Annotated in this window: 18 protein-coding genes and 1 other RNA gene; 9 read left to right on the top strand and 10 right to left on the bottom strand. The window is 51.5% G+C overall.

From position 1 onward, the window contains the following. Positions 1-38: 38 nt before the first annotated feature. Positions 39-1,211, bottom strand: a complete 1,173-nt coding sequence (locus tag ACJJIV_RS05120) for a hypothetical protein (RefSeq protein WP_444890987.1) — start codon at positions 1,209-1,211, stop codon at positions 39-41. Positions 1,212-2,528: 1,317 nt separating this feature from the next. On the opposite strand from ACJJIV_RS05120, the gene csrA reads away from it, so the two are divergent. Then, positions 2,529-2,717 carry a carbon storage regulator CsrA gene (csrA, locus tag ACJJIV_RS05115; protein ID WP_444890986.1) on the top strand — a complete coding sequence of 63 codons (189 nt, stop codon included), beginning with the start codon at positions 2,529-2,531 and terminating at the stop codon, positions 2,715-2,717. 137 nt (positions 2,718-2,854) lie between these two features. Here csrA and ACJJIV_RS05110 read toward each other — a convergent pair whose 3' ends face one another. From ACJJIV_RS05110 to ACJJIV_RS05095, 4 genes are all read right to left on the bottom strand, one after another. Then, positions 2,855-3,271 (bottom strand): DUF6746 family protein, encoded by a 417-nt coding sequence (locus ACJJIV_RS05110; RefSeq protein WP_444890985.1) that lies wholly within the window; start codon positions 3,269-3,271, stop codon positions 2,855-2,857. A 406-nt stretch (positions 3,272-3,677) separates the two neighbouring features. Further along, the gene (gene bioA, locus ACJJIV_RS05105; protein WP_444890984.1) at positions 3,678-4,982 is read right to left on the bottom strand and encodes an adenosylmethionine--8-amino-7-oxononanoate transaminase; all 1,305 of its coding nucleotides are present in this window, start codon (positions 4,980-4,982) and stop codon (positions 3,678-3,680) included. 7 nt (positions 4,983-4,989) lie between these two features. After that, positions 4,990-7,440 (bottom strand): ABC transporter permease, encoded by a 2,451-nt coding sequence (locus tag ACJJIV_RS05100; protein ID WP_444890983.1) that lies wholly within the window; start codon positions 7,438-7,440, stop codon positions 4,990-4,992. Beyond that, positions 7,440-8,162: an ABC transporter ATP-binding protein gene (locus ACJJIV_RS05095; protein WP_252085010.1), complete on the bottom strand. Its 723-nt coding sequence runs from the start codon at positions 8,160-8,162 to the stop codon at positions 7,440-7,442. Before ACJJIV_RS05095 ends, ACJJIV_RS05100 begins: the two co-directional genes overlap by 1 nt. Positions 8,163-8,206: 44 nt before the next feature. On the opposite strand from ACJJIV_RS05095, the gene ACJJIV_RS05090 reads away from it, so the two are divergent. After that, the gene (locus tag ACJJIV_RS05090) at positions 8,207-8,875 is read left to right on the top strand and encodes an arylesterase (protein WP_444890982.1); all 669 of its coding nucleotides are present in this window, start codon (positions 8,207-8,209) and stop codon (positions 8,873-8,875) included. 115 nt (positions 8,876-8,990) lie between these two features. After that, positions 8,991-9,908, top strand: coding sequence for a tRNA 2-thiocytidine(32) synthetase TtcA (ttcA, locus tag ACJJIV_RS05085; protein ID WP_252085012.1), 918 nt, complete (start codon positions 8,991-8,993; stop codon positions 9,906-9,908). Here the strand turns inward: ttcA and ACJJIV_RS05080 are convergent. Next, entirely contained in the window at positions 9,793-10,398 is a 606-nt protein-coding gene (locus ACJJIV_RS05080; protein ID WP_444890981.1) for a hypothetical protein, read from the bottom strand. The genes ttcA and ACJJIV_RS05080 overlap by 116 nt on opposite strands. Before the next feature lie 205 nt (positions 10,399-10,603). Here ACJJIV_RS05080 and putP point away from each other — a divergent pair, with 205 nt between their 5' ends. The 3 genes from putP to ACJJIV_RS05065 all read left to right on the top strand — a co-directional run bounded on the left by putP (position 10,604) and on the right by ACJJIV_RS05065 (position 13,297). Then, positions 10,604-12,070: a sodium/proline symporter PutP gene (putP, locus tag ACJJIV_RS05075; protein ID WP_444890980.1), complete on the top strand. Its 1,467-nt coding sequence runs from the start codon at positions 10,604-10,606 to the stop codon at positions 12,068-12,070. A gap of 145 nt (positions 12,071-12,215) precedes the next feature. Beyond that, positions 12,216-12,728 (top strand): O-acetyl-ADP-ribose deacetylase, encoded by a 513-nt coding sequence (locus ACJJIV_RS05070; protein WP_444890979.1) that lies wholly within the window; start codon positions 12,216-12,218, stop codon positions 12,726-12,728. 104 nt (positions 12,729-12,832) lie between these two features. Beyond that, positions 12,833-13,297 (top strand): Mpo1 family 2-hydroxy fatty acid dioxygenase, encoded by a 465-nt coding sequence (locus ACJJIV_RS05065; RefSeq protein ID WP_444890978.1) that lies wholly within the window; start codon positions 12,833-12,835, stop codon positions 13,295-13,297. Between the two features lie 75 nt (positions 13,298-13,372). On the opposite strand, the gene ACJJIV_RS05060 is transcribed toward ACJJIV_RS05065, so the two are convergent. Then, positions 13,373-13,858 carry an Lrp/AsnC ligand binding domain-containing protein gene (locus ACJJIV_RS05060; protein ID WP_152452263.1) on the bottom strand — a complete coding sequence of 162 codons (486 nt, stop codon included), beginning with the start codon at positions 13,856-13,858 and terminating at the stop codon, positions 13,373-13,375. Between the two features lie 198 nt (positions 13,859-14,056). Between ACJJIV_RS05060 and ald the strand changes: the two genes are divergently transcribed. Continuing rightward, on the top strand, positions 14,057-15,202 hold the full coding sequence (gene ald, locus ACJJIV_RS05055) for an alanine dehydrogenase (protein ID WP_444890977.1): 1,146 nt from the start codon (positions 14,057-14,059) through the stop codon (positions 15,200-15,202). A 354-nt stretch (positions 15,203-15,556) separates the two neighbouring features. Here ald and ACJJIV_RS05050 read toward each other — a convergent pair whose 3' ends face one another. From ACJJIV_RS05050 to ACJJIV_RS05040, 3 genes are all read right to left on the bottom strand, one after another. Then, entirely contained in the window at positions 15,557-16,918 is a 1,362-nt protein-coding gene (locus ACJJIV_RS05050; RefSeq protein ID WP_444890976.1) for a substrate-binding domain-containing protein, read from the bottom strand. 257 nt (positions 16,919-17,175) lie between these two features. Beyond that, positions 17,176-17,892 (bottom strand): 16S rRNA (uracil(1498)-N(3))-methyltransferase, encoded by a 717-nt coding sequence (locus ACJJIV_RS05045; protein ID WP_444890975.1) that lies wholly within the window; start codon positions 17,890-17,892, stop codon positions 17,176-17,178. Positions 17,893-17,947: 55 nt separating this feature from the next. Beyond that, the gene (locus tag ACJJIV_RS05040) at positions 17,948-18,799 is read right to left on the bottom strand and encodes a 6-carboxytetrahydropterin synthase (protein ID WP_444890974.1); all 852 of its coding nucleotides are present in this window, start codon (positions 18,797-18,799) and stop codon (positions 17,948-17,950) included. A 129-nt stretch (positions 18,800-18,928) separates the two neighbouring features. On the opposite strand from ACJJIV_RS05040, the gene ffs reads away from it, so the two are divergent. Next, an RNA gene (gene ffs / locus ACJJIV_RS05035) (signal recognition particle sRNA small type) lies at positions 18,929-19,026 on the top strand. Positions 19,027-19,280: 254 nt separating this feature from the next. Then, positions 19,281-21,143 carry a M2 family metallopeptidase gene (locus ACJJIV_RS05030; protein WP_444888339.1) on the top strand — a complete coding sequence of 621 codons (1,863 nt, stop codon included), beginning with the start codon at positions 19,281-19,283 and terminating at the stop codon, positions 21,141-21,143. Positions 21,144-21,196: the final 53 nt, after the last annotated feature.

Genomic DNA, 21,196 nt, shown 5'->3' with positions numbered 1-21,196 from the left:
CTCTCGTTTAACATACGATACTTTGGAGGCATAACGCCTCAAACACCGGCACAGCTTGCTGCGTCCGAGTGCTTTGACTTGTTAGGCGAATCTATCAAATTTAATAAATCATCTTTAATGAAGTTTTCAAATGTTTTCTCATAGAAAGTTGGCGCGGGCGATAAACTCTTGTAATTTGATATAATTGAATTATTCAGATACGGATCAATAACATGAATCTCCGTATCAGCTCTTATATTTTTTCTAAATAGAGCCTTGATATGCACATCTGCTTCAGGGAATGAATATCCAATGAAAACTATTTTCTTCGCCTTTCGTATTTCAATTGCTGTTTCATCAAGCAGTTTGTTTATTGCAGGATGCGATAGTTCTTTTATATGAGATGGCGGAACAATAAATGTATCAAAACTATTGCCATCTAAGGGACAGGTCAAATCAAATTCAACCGTTTCAGGATTCTCACAACTGGCATGTATATACCCTTTGAATCCCATTGATTCCAGGTCAATTTTTGTATCCCAAGCTGTTAAAAGTACCTGGTTACAACAGTTGCAGTATTTCCAATTAAGTGACCCATGAACTTTAATAATTTTAATAGGTTTAGGATCACCCCCATCCCACACAGGCACTGGCTCGCGAGGATTAACCCACCAGTCGAAGGCACTGATTTCGTGGTAGTGGTGGTAATTCATTAGTTCTATGCAGTAATCAATATAGGCCCTGTCCGGATAAAGGAAGTCAAAAGATTCGTCTATAAAAGTGTCGTAATTCATTGTGACAACTGAAATATTTCTATTTTTCCCAGATACCAAATTCCAAAATTTTCGGTATGCTCCGTCACGCTTTCCAGAAGGCTTTGAAATTATGTAATGAACAAGTCGAATCAGGTACTCTTTGATCTCAGTAATTCGTGAAGTTGTGTACTCATTTCCCAACCCTTCTCGCTTACTGATAAAGTAATCTAAGTAGCCAAAGACAGACTCAAGAGTGGGGTATACACCTTCTGAAGTGTCGAAGTTTTCATTGATAAAAGTGCGTACTTGCACAGCAGCTTCAGACCTATTTATCTGGTCATCATCTGATTCATAAATCAATTTAAGAATATCTCTCTGAAGAGGAGCGCCTTCAGCAATAGAGGCCCCTGCCCCAAATACGAAGAGAGCATCTCGATTTTCTTCGTACTTTATGTATGTTTCTTTGTGCGACCTCAAATCTGATCCTTTTGCCTAACAGATATATAGTAATCATTCTGACCATTATTATCCTGATTGTTATCTCAGAATCAATTTCTACGCCAAGGCCTAAATTTTTATTTAAAACCATAGACCTAAAGCTTTCTGATACGTCCGTACAAACTGGAAAAACGATCACTTTGACTACTATTCCAATTTTAACGCTAGCCCGTAACCCGTTGATTTCATGATTGTTTTTGGGTTTATCTTCTTTTTCTCTAATATCACGGTCAATATGATCGCAAATCCCTAAGCTACCACTCGCCAACTTTTACAGGCTGGTATTAGTTGGGGAGTGGTTAAGGTATCCAGGGTGCCTCTGAATCACTCTGTAATATCTCTGCGGATCTTGAAGGCTAAAGATGTTAGGCACAGTTCGTTGCGAATGGACGTAGCCCTTTGCAAGCGTTACAACGCAGCAGATGTGGTCTTCAAGGATCGACCTGAGGGGCTTTCATAGCGATTTATGCACCGTGTTGAGACTTCTTCTAAGGTCCAGTCATTCCTGTGAAGCTGCGCTCTTATTGAAACCACTCTGTAAGTAGAGGCATCACTGGGTTGTTCAGAGGCTCTTAAATCTCGCAGTAATATTCTGCAAGTGACTTTGGTCTATGGAGAGATCTTTTCTGTAGATATATGGAGTACGTATTAAGTCGAAGCATTGATGATCTATCGTTGTCTGAACTCCAGCGTGGGAGCGGCGGGCATATTAATCTAAACGGCCATTTTTATATGCAACCGAAATTTTTAATGCTAGAGCGACAAAAAATATAGGCACAAAAATAATCTTATTAGATTTTATTAGGATTGTTTTAGTGTCAAAGCCACGTAAAATCGATAGATATTTATTGGTATTTTGGCCGAGATTAAGAAGCCATCTAACGGAAATAATCAAAGCAGCTCGGTTCAAGAGTATCGAGAGTATCGAGAGAATCAAGAACCCAAGAATCTTCTAAAAACCAATCCCTCAAAGGAGAACGGTAGCGTGAAGTAAGAATAAGTAAAAGGCGCTGACCCAAGGTGCTGGAACACCTGGGGCCAGCTAACCAAATTGATAAAGACCCTATCAAGATGGCTATATGCATAGTACGCTAGAAACCCGCTCGTCTTCAATAAAGTGGAGCACAATCAGCGGCTTGGAGAGATTCTCTAAGCCCTGGGGGCGTTGCGTCTGCCTTTTCTTTTTCTACGCCTACCGTTCTCGCGCACCACCCCATATTTCCTCAAAACGTTACTATCCAAGCTTCCTCAGCGGGGAAGGTCTATCTATGGCTTGAGTATCAGTAGGAAATAAATATGTTGATCTTAAAGCGCCGTACAGGCGAAAACTTACGGATTGGAGCGAATGTCTCAGTCACAGTATTAGGCGTTAAGGGTAATCAGGTAAAGGTAGGCATACTTGCTCCAAAATCCTTGCCCGTACACCGCGAGGAGATTTACAGACGGATCAAAAGGGAAGGCAATATGGGCAGTGGAAATCGTTGAGAATCTGATTGGGATTGTGGCGTGTCGCCATGAACGGGTGGTGTTGCTATGAAAGCGCTAACTGCTGATAGTTAGCGCTTTCAGTCGAGCCTTTCGCTGCGGATACAGCCACAGGTTAAGCTCGGAAGTGATCTGTATTAGTGATGCTTATGCTTAAATCCAGCAGCAAATTTGTCTGCTAATTTAAAGTAGTGATTCAGATCCTTGCGGGTTTTTTCTGGGCGGTTGTTTTCGGAGTTAATGTGGATGTTTTCCACAACAACGGCGATGTCTTTTGCCAGCTTCTGTCTTTCGCCTTTCAGGTTCTCAGCGAAATACTCAACACTTTTTTCAAGCGTGTAGGTGATGACATGTATCTGGTGAAGCTCAGCAGCATCAAGCTTTTGCTTGCTCTTAATTTCTGCGGTTTTCTCAACGAAAATCTTCTTGGCATCCTTCATCGAAGTAACATCCGCTACTTTAAGGTGCTGAATGGGCTTTTCTCCAGAAGCATCGCTAGCTTGAGCAGTGGTAGCAAAAGTAACCGCAAAAAGTAATGCAATTAAAGTTCTCATCTTTCCTCTCTAACGCCCAAACTTTTAAGGGTTGATAAGGCATTGATCGGGCGAGGTGAATGCCTAACATTTATCAGTGATCATTTTGACCACTTTGATCGCCATCGTAAATGAGGATAACTATCATTAACATTCATGATACAGGAATTTTTAGGTGCTCAAAACATTTGTCGTAATAATTGCGATCAAGCTGATCGAAATTTGTAAGGCATAAGAAAATTGAATCTGGAAAGGATGCGCAGGGGAGGGGGCTACGGAGGTTTTTAGCCAGGAAGAGGCTATCCCGTGTTATGGAATTTGATCTGTTAACCCTCTCTTCGTGGTAGCAAAGAGAAGGTTATTTACAGAAGGAGCCGGTTAACCCGGTATTATTGAGACCGGCTTCACAAATTACTTGGTACGGAAACTAGGAAATCTCTCCCAGTACATTTACCATCGCCGAGGTTAATTGGCTGAGGTCTTCTTTAGTAATCACATAGGGCGGCATGGCGTAGACCAGCTTGCCGAAGGGGCGCAGCCAAACTCCGTGTTCGATTAAAGCTTCCTGCACTTTGGTCGTATTTACCGGCTCGCGCATTTCCACCACGCCAATCGCTCCAAGGGCGCGAACATCGGCCACACCCGGTGCGGTTTTTAATGGGGCCAGCTGCTCGGTCAGTTGCTGCTCGATCGCCGCTACTCGCTCTTGCCAGGGACTGCTGAGTAGTAGCTGGATGCTGGCATTAGCAACGGAGCAAGCCAGTGGATTCCCCATAAAAGTGGGGCCGTGCATAAAGACACCGGCTTCCCCTCTGCAAATACCTTCGGCCACTTTATCGGTACAGAGTGTGGCGGCGAGGGTCATGGTGCCCCCGGTGAGGGCCTTGCCGAGGGTAAGAATATCCGGGCTGATACCAGCGTGATCGCAGGCGAACATCTTGCCACTGCGGCCAAAGCCGGTGGCGATTTCATCGGCAATCAGCAGCAGGTCGTATTCGTCACAGAGTGCTCGTACCCGGCGCAAGTAATCTGCGGAATAAAAGCGCATACCGCCGGCACCCTGCACTATGGGTTCGAGAATTACCGCAGCCAGTTGCTCGCTGTTTTGCGCAATCAGTTGTTCCAGTTCACGGATATCTTCTTCCGGGCAGGTTTCGCCGAAAGGGGTTTGTGGGGCGGGGGCAAACAGGTGTTGGCTCAATTGCCCGGCAAACAGGTGGTGCATGCCGGTAACGGGATCACAGGTGGCCATGGCCCCAAAGGTATCGCCATGGTAGCCATTACGCAGGGCCAGCAATTTACTCTTTCCCGGTTTGCCCTGGGAGTGCCAAAACTGCAGAGCCATCTTAATGGCCACTTCCACAGACACTGAACCGGAGTCAGCCAGAAATACCCGGTTGAGGCCGGGTGGAGTGATTTCCACCAATTTCTTGCACAGCTCGATTGCGGGCTCATGAGTTAAGCCCCCGAACATGACGTGGGACATTTTGTCCATCTGCTCGCGCATGGCCTGGTTTAGCTCGGGCACATTGTATCCGTGCAGGGCACTCCACCAGGAGGACATACCGTCGATCAGGCCGCGCCCGTCTTCCAGGTAAAGTCTTACCCCTTCGGCCCGCGCTACCGGGTACACTGGGGGCGGGTCGATCAGGGAGGAGTAGGGATGCCAAATATGTTTGCGATCGAAATCCAGGTCCATAAAAACTACATCTTTATTCTCAAGAGCTGACATTCATCAGTTAGGCCAGTTCGCGCAGTACTCTGAGCGGGGGCTGGCTGATCGAGCTGTAACAGGCCAGGGTACCGGCGGTGCCAACCAGTATTGCACCGGTGAGTGGTCCAGTTAGCCAAAGGACTGGGTGCAATATCACTGGCAGTTCAAAGACCCAATAAGACAGCACGGCCAAAGTGGCTTCAGCACCGATAGCCGCGAGCAAGCCGGCGGCAAAACCCAGTAGGCCAAATTCCAGTATCAGGCTTCTCAGCAACAAGCGCCTGCGGCCCCCCAGTGTGCGGATAATTGCCGCTTCCTGCAATCGCTCGGCGATACTGGCGCGCACCCCGGCAATTAATACCAGGACCCCGGCAACCAGCATCAGGGCCATGACTGATTCGATAGCAAAGGACACCTGGTTAATGGTGTCGCGGATACGCTGGATGATCTTATCCAGCTCTATCACGCTGACGCTGGGGAAGGCGCGAACCAGGTCGTTGACCAGTAACTTGTCCTCCGGTGGGAGGTAAAAACTGGTGATATAGGTAGCCGGGAAATCATCGATAGTGCCCGGCGCAAATATCATATAGAAGTTGGGCCGCATGCTGTTCCAGTCCAGCGAGCGGAAGCTGGCTACCGGGGCTTCTACTTCGAGGCCGCCGATAGAGAAACGCAATTGATCTCCCAGTGACAGTTCCAGCTGGGCTGCCAGCTCCACTTCTACTGAAACACCTTCGCTGGCCTTGTCCCACCACTCGCCTTCCAAAATACGGTTATCCGGCGCCAGGGTATCGGTGTAGCTCAGGTTTAATTCCCGGCGAACGCCACCGGGACGATCTTTTTTCTCTTTAATCGAGACGCCGTTAATCGCCACCAAGCGGCCGCGCACCATGGGATAAAACTCGGTGCTGCTTACCTCACCCTCTGCCAGCATATTTTCCATGGTTGGAACATCGTGAGGGGCGATATTCAGGAGGAAGTGATTGGGGGCTTTTTCCGGCAATTGCATCCGCCATTCGTCCACCAGGGCGGTACGGGCAAAGACCATGGCCAGCATGGCCAATAATCCGGTGCCAAAAGCGGCAATCAATAAGGTGTTGAATGCGGCGCGGCGTTGCAGGCTGCCCAGGGCTATTCGCCAGGCGCCGCCCAGGGAAGCCAGCTTGCCGCGCACCAGGAGTCGGTTAACCAGGGCGCTGCCCGCCACCAATAGGAGCATGCCGACAAACAGGGCGAGCGTCATAAGCAGGCTGCCGGAAAGCCACCAGATCAGGAGCAGCATGGCGCTGGGGCCGAGAATCAGCCCGAGCCATTCGCGTCTGTCTGGATTGCTCCAGTCGTGCCGCAGGGTTTGCATCGGGTCTGTACGCGCCAAACGGAAAAGAGGCGGTAGGGCAAAGCCCAGGGCGCAGGCGAGGCCGGTGGCGAGCCCGATCAGCAGTGGGCTCCAGCTGGTAGCCGGGGGTTGTACCGGGAAAAACCCTTCCATCAGGTTGACCGCCTGGCTCTGGATAAAGGTGCCCAGTGCCAGCCCTATAGCGGTGGCAATCAGGGTGAGGGCGGCCAGCTGTCCCAGGTAGATACCGAGAATTTTGTTGCGCCCGGCGCCGAGACTTTTCATTACGGCTACGTAGGCGCCGTGGCGCAGTCCGTAGCGTCTGGCTGCCAGGCCAACGGCGACGCTGGCGAGCAGTACGGCCAGGCTGGCGGCGAGAAACAGGAAGGACTCGGCTCTATCCAGAGCAGAGGCAACCCGGGGCTGGCCTTCGCGCAGGTCCAAGATCCGCTGGTGTTCAGTCAGTTGAGGTTTGAGCCAGTCAAAGTAATCCTTCAGGGCTTGGTCATCACCGGCAAACAGGTAGCGGTAGCGCACTCGGCTACCGGGCTGGATTACACCTGCGGCGGGCAGGTCTGCGGTATTGGCTAATACTCGCGCCCCCATATCAAACAGGCTGGTGCCCCGATCGGGTTCCCGCTCCAGTATGGCTGTCACTTTTAATTGGGTGTCGCCGAGGGCGATAGGATCGCCGAGCTGGATTCCCATCAAAGGTAGAAGGCGGGACTCCACCCAGGCTTCTCCCGGGGGAGGTCCTTGTGGTGCCACTTCCCTTGGGCCTCCCTGGGATTTGCTGATTTCCAGTTGCCCCACCAGCGGATAGCCTTTGTCGACGGCTTTGACCGAGACAAACTGGAACTGGTCGTTGGCGGAGATCATGGATGAAAACTGGACTATCTGGCCCTGTTCTAACCCTTTTTTATTGGCCTCTTCCAGCCATGCGCTATCCACAGGCTTACTGCTGCGCAGCACCCGTTCTGCGGCCAGGAAGGTGAGGGATTGCTGCTCCATGGCTCGGGTAAGGCGGTCGGTGAAATGGGCGATCGCAGTGACACAGGTAACAGCCAAAATCAGGGCTGAGGCAATTAGCGCCAACTCGCCACCGCGCCAGTCCCTGAAAAGCAGTCGCAGAGGCAGCATCAGGCGGATACCTCCGAGAAGTTGTCGTCACCGGCGAGGGGCTCGTAAGACTCCACGGCACCTGCAGACATACGCAAGTGAGTGGCGCAGCGTTCAGCCAGGCGCTGCTCGTGGGTCACCAACACCAGAGTGGTGCTGGATTCGGCATTGAGCTTAAAGAGTAAATCGATGATCTTGGCGCCGTTGCCGGCATCCAGGCTGCCGGTGGGTTCGTCGGCAAAAAGGATAGCGTCCTCACCGCTGAAGCTGGCGAATGCCCTGGCAATGGCGACCCTTTGCTGCTCCCCGCCGGAGAGTTGGCGCGGGTAATGGCCCAGGCGATGCTCGAGTCCGACCTTGGCCAGGAATTCCTCCGCGCGCTTGGCGGCGCCGCGTTCACCGCGCAGCTCACTGGGCAGCATGACATTCTCGCGAGCGGTGAGACCGGGTAGTAGCTGGAAGGTTTGGAAGACAAACCCCACACAGCGGGCGCGTACCGCCGCACGTTGTTCTTCATCCATGGCGGTAATTTCTTCGCCGGCCAGCCAGATTTTTCCCTCACTGGGCTTGTCCAATCCAGCTAATAGACCGAGCAAGGTGGACTTGCCGGAACCTGAGGCACCGGTCACAGCCAGGCTCTCTCCACGCGCCAGCTGCAGGGAGATATTGTTTAATAGGGTCAATGGCCCTTCGCTGGTGGAGACTCTGTGATACAGGTTTTCTGCCGTAAGAATGGCGGACATACTGTGTTCCCTATACGGATGCGCGAATTTTTGGAGAGTATGACATGACGACAGCCATTTTTCGGCAGATGGCGGCTCAATTCAGCTTGGTACTGTTGCTGTTTATCCCCATTGGAGCTGCCCAGGCAAGTAAGGCAGATACCTTGTTGGTTTTGGGTGACAGTATCAGCGCGGCCTACGGTATCAATGAAGAGCAGGGGTGGGTGCAATTACTGCAGGAGCGTTTGCAGGAAATGGGCAAAAAAGTTCGGGTGATCAATGCCAGTATCAGCGGAGAGACGACTTCTGGTGGATTGACGCGTCTGCCGCGCCTGATGCAGGAGCACAATCCACGTTGGCTGATTGTAGAGCTGGGCGGCAATGATGGTCTGCGGGGATACCCTCCTCAGTCTTTACAGCGCAACCTGATGGAGATGGTGAAACTGGCGAAGAACTCTGGTGTAGAGGTTTTGCTGCTTGGCATGCGTATCCCGCCCAACTACGGCCGTGCCTATACCAATGCTTTTGCCGCCGTTTACCCCAAGGTGGCCAAATCCGAACAGGTCGGGTTGGTGCCCTTCTTCCTGGAAACCGTCGCTCTTGAAGACGGCGCCATGCAATCCGATGGTATCCACCCAACCGCCAAGGCACAGCCTGCCTTGCTGGAGCATGTTTGGCCCTGTGTTGAGTTCTTGTTAGCGGATAAGTCGGATGGGGAGTCGTGTACTCCGTGATCGAAATGCGTACAATCGCGCCCCCTAGCAATATGAAAGCCTCGCTCCACACTGATAGGCGATGGCTGTGACCCCCAGCCCCGGTCACCGGTACCGAAATAGTTAGAGAGACACCATGTCCGAAGTGGAAAATCGCCGCGAGCGACTCGAATTCAATAAACTGCAGAAACGCCTACGCCGCCATGTGGGTCGCGCTATTGCCGACTTCAACATGATTGAAGAGGGCGACAAAATCATGGTTTGCTTATCCGGTGGTAAGGATTCTTACGCCATGCTGGATATTCTGCTGAACCTGCAAAAAACCGCCCCGGTGAACTTTGAATTGGTGGCGGTGAATATGGATCAGAAGCAGCCTGGTTTCCCTGAACATATCCTGCCGGAGTATCTTCGCTCCCTCGGCGTGCCACACCATATCGTAGAGAAAGATACCTATTCGGTGGTGCAGGAAGTGGTGCCTGAGGGCAAGACCACCTGTAGCCTTTGTTCACGACTTCGTCGCGGTACCCTTTACGGCTTTGCCGAGGAAATCGGTGCTACCAAAGTGGCCCTTGGTCACCATAAAGACGACATTGTCGAGACCTTGTTCCTGAATATGTTTTACGGTGGTCGCCTGAAGGCAATGCCGCCCAAGCTGCGTGCGGATGATGGGCGCAATATTGTGATTCGCCCGCTGGCTTATTGCCGAGAAGAGGATATTGCCCGTTACGCGGAGTTCAAGGAATTCCCCATTATTCCCTGTAACTTGTGTGGTAGTCAGGAAAACTTGCAGCGCCAGGCGATCAAGCAGATGTTGCGGGAGTGGGACAATAAATTCCCAGGGCGCAGTGAAAATATCTTTGCCGCATTAACACGTATATCCCCGTCGCAATTGGCGGACAGGGATCTCTACGATTTTGAAAGTCTGGAATTGGACCGCTCTAAGCCGTCGGCTGCCGAGCGCCCTGACCATTTAATTCAGCGCCAGGTGAATTCGTGGGAGCCGGACGATGCCCAGGAGGTTGAGCCCCAGTATATCTCGGCGCTGAATTTGTAGGATCGGCACCACTCACCAGCTGGGCATAGCTGCATTCAAAATCCCGCGTAGTGGCACTGGGTCCGTGATGGAAGTGCTGGTGCCACAGTCGCGCCATTTTGGCCACATCGTGGGTGTCTGATTCGGGTATTTTGTGCACTTCTGCCGAGCGGTAAACCAGCCAGGCGATAGCGGTGGCATAGCGCAGGTTGGTGGTCAGTTCGCTGTGGGGGTGGTCGAGAAAGTCCCGTTGGCTGGCGAGCCCTCGAATTTTTGAGGCCAGTGCGGGGTGATCAATCAGGTAGTTATCCCAGATTTCCTGGTGTGTATGTGGCTGGATTTGATAGATCCCCAACCCGTGGCGCCGTCCCTGCTTGAGATGAAAGCCCAGCTGTGACTCCTGTGCAGCGGTGCCCAGCAAAAGGTTTTCCATGCCCTGGCTCCAGGCTCTCAAGTGCTTGAGGGTTGGACGGATAACCTGGAGGCGCAGTTCGTCCAGACAGATGCCCATAGTATTGTCTTTTTTCTGTGGTTGTTCTGAATATTTAGTTTGTGGATTGAGTTGGCGCCAGCCGTTAAGTAGATTTACGCGCAATAAACATAATTATTTTTGAAGTGGCTCCGGTTCTGTAGTGCATTTTGCTCAAAAAGCGAGCAAATGTCGCAGTCATTGCCTTCTTTTGGTGCCATTCCGTTTTTGAGCAGAAGGAATTCCCATGTCCGCACAGTGGCTCGTCGCCCTAACTTTTATCGCCTACCTGGCTCTGATTCTGGTGATCGGTATTTACGCCTATTTACGCACCAAAAATGCCAGTGACTATTTCCTCGGTGGCCGTTCGCTGCCCCCAGCTGTAGCAGCCTTGTCGGCTGGCGCTTCGGATATGAGCGGTTGGTTACTGCTGGGTTTGCCGGGAGCTGCCTATGCTGCCGGTCTCTCCGCAGGCTGGATCGCTATAGGCCTGTTCTCGGGAATTGTGTTGAGTTGGGTTAGCATGGGGCGTCGCCTGCGTATTTATACCTATGAGTTGGATGACTCCCTCACAGTTCCCGCTTACCTGGATCGTCGCTTCAAAATGGGGCACCCCTACCTGCGCACGGTATGCGCGGTCTTTATCCTGCTGTTTTTCCTCTTCTATGTGGCTTCTGGTCTGATTGCCGGCGGTAAGCTATTTGAAACGGTATTCGGTTGGGATTACCACTGGGCGGTAATTGTTGGTGCTATAGCTGTCATTTCCTACACGCTGTTTGGTGGGTTCCTGGCGGTATCCTGGACTGATGTGTTTCAGGGCTTATTAATGAGCGCTGCTCTGATTGCCGTACCACTGGTTGTGATTTCTGACCAGGGTGGTTTCTCCGCCAGTTGGGCTCAGTTGCAAGCGCAGCAACCGCAATTAACACACTGGCTCACAGATGGTAGCGGCCAGACATTGGGCTTAGTAGCGATTCTCAGCTCTTTGGCCTGGGGGCTGGGTTACTTTGGTCAGCCCCATATCCTGGCGCGCTTTATGGCAGTGCGCAGCCCTGATGATGTTCCGGCAGCAGCAACCGTTGCCGCGGTGTGGTCCCTGATCGGTTTTCTCGGCGCTATGGCGGTGGGCCTCTTTGCCCATCTGCAAATGCAGCAAGGGCTGCCCGATGGCGAGACTGTCTTTATGGAGCTGGTTCAGGTGTTGTTCCACCCGATTGTTGCCGGTGTACTGCTGGCAGCAATCCTCTCAGCCATCATGAGTACGGCAGATTCCCAGCTGTTAGTGTCATCTGCGGCATTGGCGGAAGATATCTATCATGTTTGGTTTGGTCGCAAGACCAGTCCGGAGGCCATGGTTAAAGTGGGGCGCTGGGCTGTTGTTGGGCTCTCCCTGATCGCGGTGTGGATCGCGATGGACCCGGATTCCAAGGTTTTGGATGTGGTGAGCTATGCCTGGGCAGGACTCGGTGCCGCGTTCGGCCCGGCACTGTTGATCAGCCTTTACTGGTCCCGTATGACGGGCAGTGGAGCCATTGCCGGGGTTCTTGTCGGTGGGCTTACCGTAGTGATTTGGGAGCAGCTGTCTGGGGGAATCTTCGATATCTATGAGTTGCTGCCAGGTTTCATTTTCTCAGCAGCTGCTATCGTCATAGTTAGCGCGCTGACGAAATGCCCGGAAACTGTGGCCTCCCAACACAAGAAATTGCTGGGATAAGCCCGGGGGCTGCGGGGCCCTGTTGCATTGGCCCGGCCACTTGTCTGCAGTGCAAAGGACGCGTCCTACTCATGGGCGCGACTGTTGTGAAGCGAAAAGGATTTCCATCCGCAGCGATTATTCAAATAGCGGTTGGAGATACTGAGTGATCAAAGTTCATCTCGGTGATATCACACGATTGAACGTCGATGTCATCGTCAACGCCGCCAATACACGCCTGCTCGGCGGTGGTGGTGTGGACGGGGCCATTCACCGTGCCGCAGGTCCTAGGCTACTGGAAGCTTGTCGAAGTATCGGCGGCTGTCCAGTTGGCGAGGTCCGTGCTACCAGCGCTTTCTCAATCCCCGTTAAACGTATTTATCACACGGTCGGACCCGTTTGGCGCGGGGGCCGCTTGGGTGAGCCAGAGCTGCTATCGAGCTGCTATCGCCAGTGTCTGGCCTTAGCGCGGCGAGAGAGCATGTACTCTATAGCCTTCCCCGCGATTAGCTGCGGTGTTTACGATTACCCTCCCAGGCAGGCTGTGGAAATTGCTGTAGAGCAGGTACAGCAACACCAGGAGAGGGAAGGGGCGCCAGTGAGTATTGTTTTTTGTTGTTTCGACGAGGAAATGGCAGAGCTCTATCACACCCAACTGGATGCCTATGTGCGGCGTTAGCTGATTACTTTGCGCTTTTGCCTGATACATTCGGCCATTGATTGCGTTGCAGCTGTTTAGCAAGATGAGCGTCTGACAATAAAAAATAAGAAAAGGAGATTGTCATGCGCAGTGCCCAACAGTGGTTTGCCGAATATGGTGAAAGCCATCAGAACCCCGTCAATAAATCGATTCACTGGATTGCGGTACCAGTGATTTACGCCACCGTCGCTGGCCTCTTATGGGCCATACCCCAGCCGCAATTTATGGCATCAATACCCTGGTTAAATTGGGCCGTAGTGATCACAGTGCCGGTGATGTTGTTCTATTTCGCCCTGTCATTCTCCATTGGCCTGGGGATGACTGCACTAACGCTAGTGTGCCTGTGGGCTTGGTCTGTGGTAGAGCGGCTGGGAATACCCGTCTGGCAAACCGCGCTGGGACTGTTTGTTCTGATGTGGATTTTTCAGTTTATCGGTCACCATATCGAAGGGAAAAAACCTTCCTTCTTCAAGGATATTCAATTCCTGCTTATCGGCCCCGCCTGGGTGATAGGCTTCATCTATCGAAAGCTCGGAATTCTGTACTGATTTCATGTGCTGTTAGCAAGCAAGAGAGGCGATGGATCAGTCGTCTCTCTTGTGATCTAACTCCGCAAATTGGGGCTAGCGGTTGTAATGGACCGGCACCTCTAAAGTCTCTTTCACTTCCTCCATCACCACATAGCTGGTGCACTCCTGTACCTCCGGTAGGGTCAGAAGGGTCTCACCATAAAACTTACGGTAGGCGCTCATATCGGCAACTCGTGCCTTGATCAGGTAATCGAAGTTGCCTGATACCAGGTAACACTCCTGTACTTCCGGCAGGGCTGCTACAGCATTGCGGAACTCTTCGAAGGCGTCCTGGGCGGAACGGTTTAGGCGAATCTGCACAAAAACCACCAGGGCTGCGTCGAGAAACTCTGGATTGATCAGCGCGGTATAGCCCTGAATAACCCCATCGTTTTCCAGCCGTTTCACCCGCTCGACACATGGCGTAGCAGTCAATCCCACTTGACGAGCTAGCTCTGCATAGCTTGTACGGCCATTTTTCTGCAGAACCCGCAAGATATTGCGGTCTACGGTATTCAGCTCTCCCGCGCGCTTGCGCATATCTTGTTTCCTTTGTGGGCGATCAGATCAATAAATAGTCTTATTACTATTGTAAGTAGTTGATTCCACTAGTTTGTTGAAAATTCTTACAGAAATCCACTTTTAAAGTGGCCCTATACTGGGTAAAACACAGAAAGTAGGTGTAGCTCCAAGCTTTTTGCGGAGACTACGCCAAACGCAGAGATTAAGGAGCAGAAAATGTTGATTGGCGTCCCGAAAGAGATCAAAAACCACGAGTACCGTATTGGCCTGACGCCGTCTAGTGTTCGCGAACTGATCGGCCATGGTCACCAAGTAATCGTACAGAAAGATGGCGGTGCCGCTATCGGTTTTACTGATGAAATGTACGAGCAGGCCGGAGCCAAAATCATCGAGACTCCGGAAGAGATCTTTGCTGCTGCCGATATGATCGTCAAGGTGAAAGAGCCGCAGCCCAATGAGTGCGAAATGCTGCGCCCAGGGCAGGTTCTCTACACTTACCTCCACCTTGCTCCAGACCCCAAGCAAACCGAGCTGCTGGTAAAATCTGGTGCAACCTGCATCGCTTATGAAACTGTGACCGACCGCTTTGGCGGCCTGCCTCTGCTGGCCCCCATGTCCGAAGTTGCCGGCCGTATGTCTGTACAGTGTGGTGCGCATCACCTGGAAAAAGCCCAGGGCGGCCTCGGTGTATTGCTGGGTGGTGTTCCCGGTGTAGCACCTGCCAAAGTGCTCATTATCGGTGGTGGTGTTGTTGGTACCAATGCCGCCAAGATGGCGCTGGGTATGGGTGCCGACGTCACTATCTTGGATCGTTCATTGCCACGTCTGCGTCAGCTGGATGACATTTTTGGTGGTGCTGTACGCACCGAGTACTCCACGAATGATGCGATTGAAAAGCACGCTCTGGAAGCAGACCTGGTCGTAGGTGCAGTGCTGATTCCTGGCGCCGCAGCTCCCAAGCTGCTGACCCGCGATATCATCAGCCGTATGAAGAAGGGTGCAGTGGTAGTGGATGTAGCTATCGACCAAGGTGGCTGTTTCGAAACCTCCAAAGCGACCACTCACCAGGAGCCCACTTACGTTGTCGATGGTGTAGTGCACTACTGTGTGGCCAACATGCCCGGTGGTGTAGCGCGTACCTCCACCATGGCTCTGAACAACGCTACCCTGCCTTACGCTGTAGCCTTGGCAAACAAAGGCGCTAAGCAGGCGTTGCTGGATGATGCCAACCTGCTGGAAGGTCTGAATGTTCACGCCGGCATGGTGACTTACAAGGCAGTTGCCGATGTACTGGGATATGAGTTTGTAGATCCGAAGCTGGCTTTGCAAAAAGTAGCTGAGGCGGAAGGCGCCGTAGCTTAATGTGGTGCGGCTGCGTCAGCCGCACCTTGAACAAGAAAGCGGTAACGCGCTTGTTTTGAAGGGAAATTTTCCCCGGAGCGCTCTTTGGCGTTCCTCTCTGTGAGACCTGGTGGCTTATGCCACCATTGTAGCCGCGTTTATACGCGGCTTTTTTATTGCTAATTTATCGTTACCCTTGAACGATAGCTCCGCTCCCCCTAAAAAAATAATTTTACTCCTTAACTATTTTTCATTTCTCAACAAATACAATGATTTGTGTCGTAAAAAAAGGAGGCCGCGGTGGCCTCCCTTTAGATGTCTATTTATCCAGCCTTTTTCGTTTCTTCTTCCCTGAGTCCGGCCGGACTTTAATGGCTAGAGTAGCCAAACTTCAACTCGACGATTTTTAATTTTTGCGCTGGAGTTATTCGAGGCGATTGGGAGGTAAGCACCAAAACCCTGCACTGGCGCGGTACTAATTTTATAATCGCGCAGAGCTGAACGTACGGTAACTGCGCGAAGTTTGGATAGGATAACCGAACGTTCAGGGCTGACTTTCTCATCGCCAAACCCGACAAGTAATAGTTTTCGTCCTTGGTTCTGTGGCTTTTCCATGTACTTTGCCAGTCTTTCAATATCCTGCTGAGCCTTGTTATCCAGGGAGGCACTGCCCTCGGAGAATCGAAAATTGATACTGAGTCGCTCAGCATTTCGGGTAAGCTTCAAATATTCGCTTGGTCCTTCCCGAGAATCCTCTGGTTTAAAGCCGATGGGAGTTTGCGCGACGAATCCAGAGGATTTCACCTGTTCCTGTCCCAGCTCACTCTGTACAAAATGCAGAAATTCTTTCGCTGTAGAGTTGGAGGAATAAATCGGAGTGTATAGGAAAAGGCGGCGTGACAGTGGGTAGTCTTCCGTAGCAATGGTTAGGTGCTCTGGAGCCTGCGGCAGTGTATTTTGGTCAGAAACGGCTACAGCCTTTGCCTGACGAATGGATGCTAGTCCAACAAAACCGATTCCGCGCGGGTCAGAGGTAACACGGTCGGAAAGTTGATCGTTGGACTCGAAGCGCTTGGCCCTGCTGGTGAGAGCGTAACGCTTGCCAAGCACCAAGCTTTTAAAGGTATCCCAGGTGCCTGATTGGTCGTCTCGGGCATAAACGTTAATTCGCCCTTTGCCTTTACCGAGTTCCGACCAGTCTTTAATTTGACCAGAAAAAATAGCACTTATTTGCTGTAGGGTCAGTTGGTGAAGTGGGTTGCGTGGATGCACTATTATGGCCAGTCCATCTATGGCAATGACATGCTCCGCATTGCGGCTGCGCATATCGCCCAGCGTGCTCAGCTCTGTGAATTCACCGTCTTTGATTGGGCGCGAAGCCATGGCGATATCGGCCTTTGCCAGTTTTAACCCAGTAAAACCCGTACTGGAGCCATGTGCAGCAATATCGACAAATACAGAATTGTTGCCAACTTTTGCCTGAATACGGACTTCGTTGGGAGCGTCTAGTGGCTGGACACTAATTTCATTCGCCCCTTTCGCAGTGAAATAGTCTTGAACCAAGTTGGGTGCCAGTTGTGCGCCAATAGTATTGGAGCCGTGTAGACTAAATAGCTTTCCATTGCTGTCTGGAGGAAAAGGAGGAAGTTCAGCGGTGGCGAAAGGGCTTAGAAGGTTAGTAGCAAGCAGTATTAATAGTATTAATGAGCGGCACAGTCGTTGAAGAAAAAGGTACATGTGATCTCAGAGCCTAGGGAAGTAAAACGAGGCCGCAAAATATGTCTTAATTGTGACAAAATGATGAAATATTCATGAAGGAAGCGTGCAAAAGTCTCAAATTTGAGTCCAGGACAATTTGCGGTAAACAAGACCATATTGCCGTAGCTTTTTGAAAGCTTGGGGCGAGCGATATTAATGGCTTATGAAATAAATATGAGAAGTATGGATCACATGCACTGTAAAATTGGCATGTGATCACGACTCAAGACTTACACTTAACAGGAGGGGAAAAGTCGGCTTACCAGAACTGGTAGGGCTGTTTCTACTCGGAGAATTCGTGGGCCCAGGTGTACAGAGTGAAACCCAGCTTCTTTTAACTTCTCAACTTCGTAGGCAATAAACCCCCCTTCAGGACCAATTGCCAGGGTGCAGGCCTCTTCGATATCCACTGGGCAAGCTGTGCCACCGACCGGGTGAGCAACCAGTTTTTGAGAGCCCTGACACAGTTCAGGTAGCTCATCTTCCACAAAAGGTTTAAAACGTTTGCGCAATAGAATTTCTGGCATTTGTGTGTCGACGGCTTGCTCGAGCCCAAGCAGGCATTGTTCAAAAAGCTTTTTCTCTTCTAGCCATGGGGTTTGCCAATAAGACTTTTCCACCCGGTAGCTATTGATCAAGACCAGCTTTTTAACTCCCAGTGCGGTGACATGCTGGATAATGCGCTTCAGCATTTTGGGACGTGGCAGCGCCAGGATCAGGGTGATTGGAGGAGGTGGTGGAGCGTTTTTACTTAGCTCCACCCGGAGCTCTACTTGCTGATCGGCGAGAGTAGTGATTTGCCCATAGCCGATATTTCCGTCCAGCAGACCTACGCGCAGTTGCTGACCGGGCTCGGCCCGGTGGACACTGACAATATGCTCTAGCCTACGGCCAGAGAGGCGGACGACATCAGGGCTGATAAAGTCCGTTTCTTGCAAAAGAATCAGATTCAAAATCAAGTCTCTTGAGACTATGGAGAATTGTTGGTTTTAGTGGCTTTTACAGGGGCTAGAGCTTAGCACTGGCAATGGCTCCTTTGCCGAGCCCCTCATAGGCGCGCACTTTGACTTCGCTGCCGGGGTACTGTTCGGCAAGAGTCGTGGCGATATATTGAGCCAGCTGCTCAACAGTGGTATCGCAATCCAAAATTTCACAGGCGCTTGCGGGCAACTGCAAAGTGAAATCTCCCTGTTGGGCTCTGTAGGCGAAGACCAGGCTATGTCCATTCTCTTTATTTTCTTCGCGCAGGTCTTCACGGGTACCCAGGTAAATATCTTTCCAACGTTGAGACCACTTTTGTTCTAGCGATTTGTCTCTCTTTCCATTAACAAAAATTTGGATGCGAGAGCGGTGGCCGTGGGCAATACGCTGGCAATTGCCCTGATGTTTTTTCAGACCGTGGCTGTAATGGTAAAAGGCATCCTGAATTTGCTCGTCTTCAAAAGATAGCTTGAGCTGCTCAACACTGGCAGGGAAGGAGTTAGCCAGTTGCTGAACACTCCAGCGGGCAACACTTTCAGCATTGATGCTATCACTCTCTACCAGGGCGAATGCCTGTTCTGGTCCAGATACTGAAATCTGCTCGCCGCTTGCGAGTTGCCACTTGAGAGAGATATTGCCGTCTTGATGGGCTAGCGCCAGGCCAGGGGCGAGGATCGGAACCAGGAGGCGGTGATCCAGCTGATCATCTAGCCAGTGGCGCAATGTCTTTTTAACGATACCAAAATCGCAAACCATGCCCTGGTGATCGAGAGCCCCATCCAGGGCGGCATTCGCTAGCCAGGTTTCGCCCACTAAACCACGCTGGTGGTCCAGGTAGCTGAAATCAACATTGGTCAAATTATCGACAAACAGATGCATGGTTAACTCTTCAGAACGGGATAAAGTAGTAGTCGCCTATTATAACCTGTTAATAGGGCTGGAACTTGCGCCTTTAACCCTCTATAATCGCGCCCTCTTCGGATGCACCGAAGATCGTTGTGGTGGCCCTTCCGGTCCCCTCGCAATGAGCAGCTGCGAACCCCGCCAGGCCCGGAAGGGAGCAACGGTAGCAGTGGTATCATGTGCCGAGGGTGTTGCTGGTTGGGCTGCCTCCTTAAACGCCTTCCTTTTTAAAGCTTTCCTTGATTCTTCGCCAGATGGCCTCCGAGGCTAATCGTCCCGCTGTCTGTTGGCAGCCGTACCCGATCACGCCGTATTTTTCCCCAGAAACCGCCGAATACGTGAGATTTTGTGTCGATCTGTATCTAACTCATAAGCTTACCGTCGCTGCTAGCAGCTTGCTTATGCTATAAACGGCGACAGTTATAGCTAGGCCCAATAACGATTATTTGAGGGGAAGATGAAGAAAGTTGCTCTTGCCATTGCCGCTGCAGTAGCGCTGTCTGCCTGTGACAGCAATCAGCAGTCACCAAAATCCATGGGGGTGGCTCAGGCCACCGCAGAAAGCCCAGCGGCCAAAAATGGCCCGCTGACTGCTGAGGATGCCAAGGCATTCCTCAATGATGCCCAGGCCCGCCTGGAGAAAATGGCTCAGGAAATGAGCCACGCCGCTTGGTTGGCATCCACTTATATCAATCTTGATTCGCAATATGTAGAAGCCCTCGCTTCCGAGCGCTATACAACGATGGCTGTGGAGCTCGCTTCGGAAGCGGCAAAGTTTAATGACTTGGAGCTCGATCCAGATACCCGTCGCCAATTGACCATGCTGAAGCAGGGTTTGGTGTTCCCGGCGCCGAAAGATCCCGCTTTGACCGCTGAGCTGGCCCAGATCGGCTCGAAAATGCAGGGTATGTATGGTGCCGGTAAGTACTGTCGGGAAGAGGAAGGGGCTGAAAAGTGTTACACCCTGACCGAGATGGGTCAGGTTATGGCTACCAACCGCGACCCAGAGCTGCTCAAGGATTTGTGGGTGGGCTGGCGTAAAGTTTCCCCTCCAATGAAGCCTCTGTATGAGCGTCAAGTGGAGATCGGCAACGCCGGCACTGAGGAGCTGGGTTACGATAACCTGAGTGTTTTCTGGCGCTCCAAATACGATATGGAGCCAGATGCCTTCGCTGCCGATATGGATGCTCAGTGGGGCAAAGTGAAGCCTTTGTATGAGGCATTGCATTGCCATGTACGCGCCAAGCTAAATGATCACTACGGTGATGAGGTAGTACCTGCTCAGGGTAAAATCCCCGCACATCTGCTTGGTAATATGTGGGCTCAGGAGTGGGGCAATGTCTATGACCTGGTCAAAGACGATGACATGCAGGCACCCTATGACCTGACCCAGCTCGTTGTTGACTCGGGTATGAGCGAGCAGGATATGGTCAAGGCGGGTGAGAAGTTCTTTACTTCTCTCGGCTTCAAACCATTGCCCAAAACCTTCTGGGAGCGTTCTCAGTTCACGCAGCCCCGTGATCGCGATGTTGTCTGTCACGCCAGCGCCTGGAATATGGACGGCCAGGATGATATCCGCATCAAGATGTGTATTAACAAGACCGGAGAAGATCTGGTTACTATCCATCATGAACTGGGGCACAACTTCTATCAGCGCATTTATAAGGAGCAGCCCTTCCTCTATAAAGAGGGGGCCAACGATGGTTTCCACGAAGCTGTCGGCGATACCATTGCCCTGTCTATCACACCTAAGTACCTGAAGGAAATTGGCCTGATGGATGAGGTGCCGGATGAGAGCAAAGATATCGGTTATCTGATGCAGCAGGCGCTGGATAAAATTGCCTTCCTGCCTTTTGGTTTGCTGGTAGATAAGTGGCGCTGGCAGGTTTTCAATGGTGAGGTTCAGCCGGCTGATTACAATAAGGCTTGGTGGAAGCTGCGCGAGGAGTATCAGGGTATCCAGGCCCCGGTAGAGCGCACCGAAGCGGACTTCGATCCGGGTGCCAAGTACCACATTCCCGGCAACACTCCTTATGCTCGCTATTTCCTCGCTCGCATTCAGCAGTTCCAGTTCCACCGTGCATTGTGTGAAGCTGCTGGCGAGACCGGGCCACTGCATCGCTGCTCTATTTATCAAAATGATGAAGCGGGCAAGAAATTGCGTACCATGTTGGCTATGGGTGCCAGTAAGCCTTGGCCGGATGCAATGGAAGCTTTGACAGGCCAGCGCGATCTGGATGCATCTGCAATTATCGATTACTTCCAGCCTTTGATGGCATACTTGGAAGAGCAGAACAAGGGTCGTCAGTGCGGCTGGTAATCTGCTAGCTTTGCGAGAAGTGGCCAAAAAAGGGGAGTGTTACTCCCCTTTTT

The sequence above is a fragment of the Microbulbifer mixtoriginis (SeqCode) genome (genome assembly GCF_052466765.1).
The sequence above is the reverse complement of the archived record's forward strand: the minus strand, read 5'-3'. Positions and strand labels throughout refer to the sequence as shown.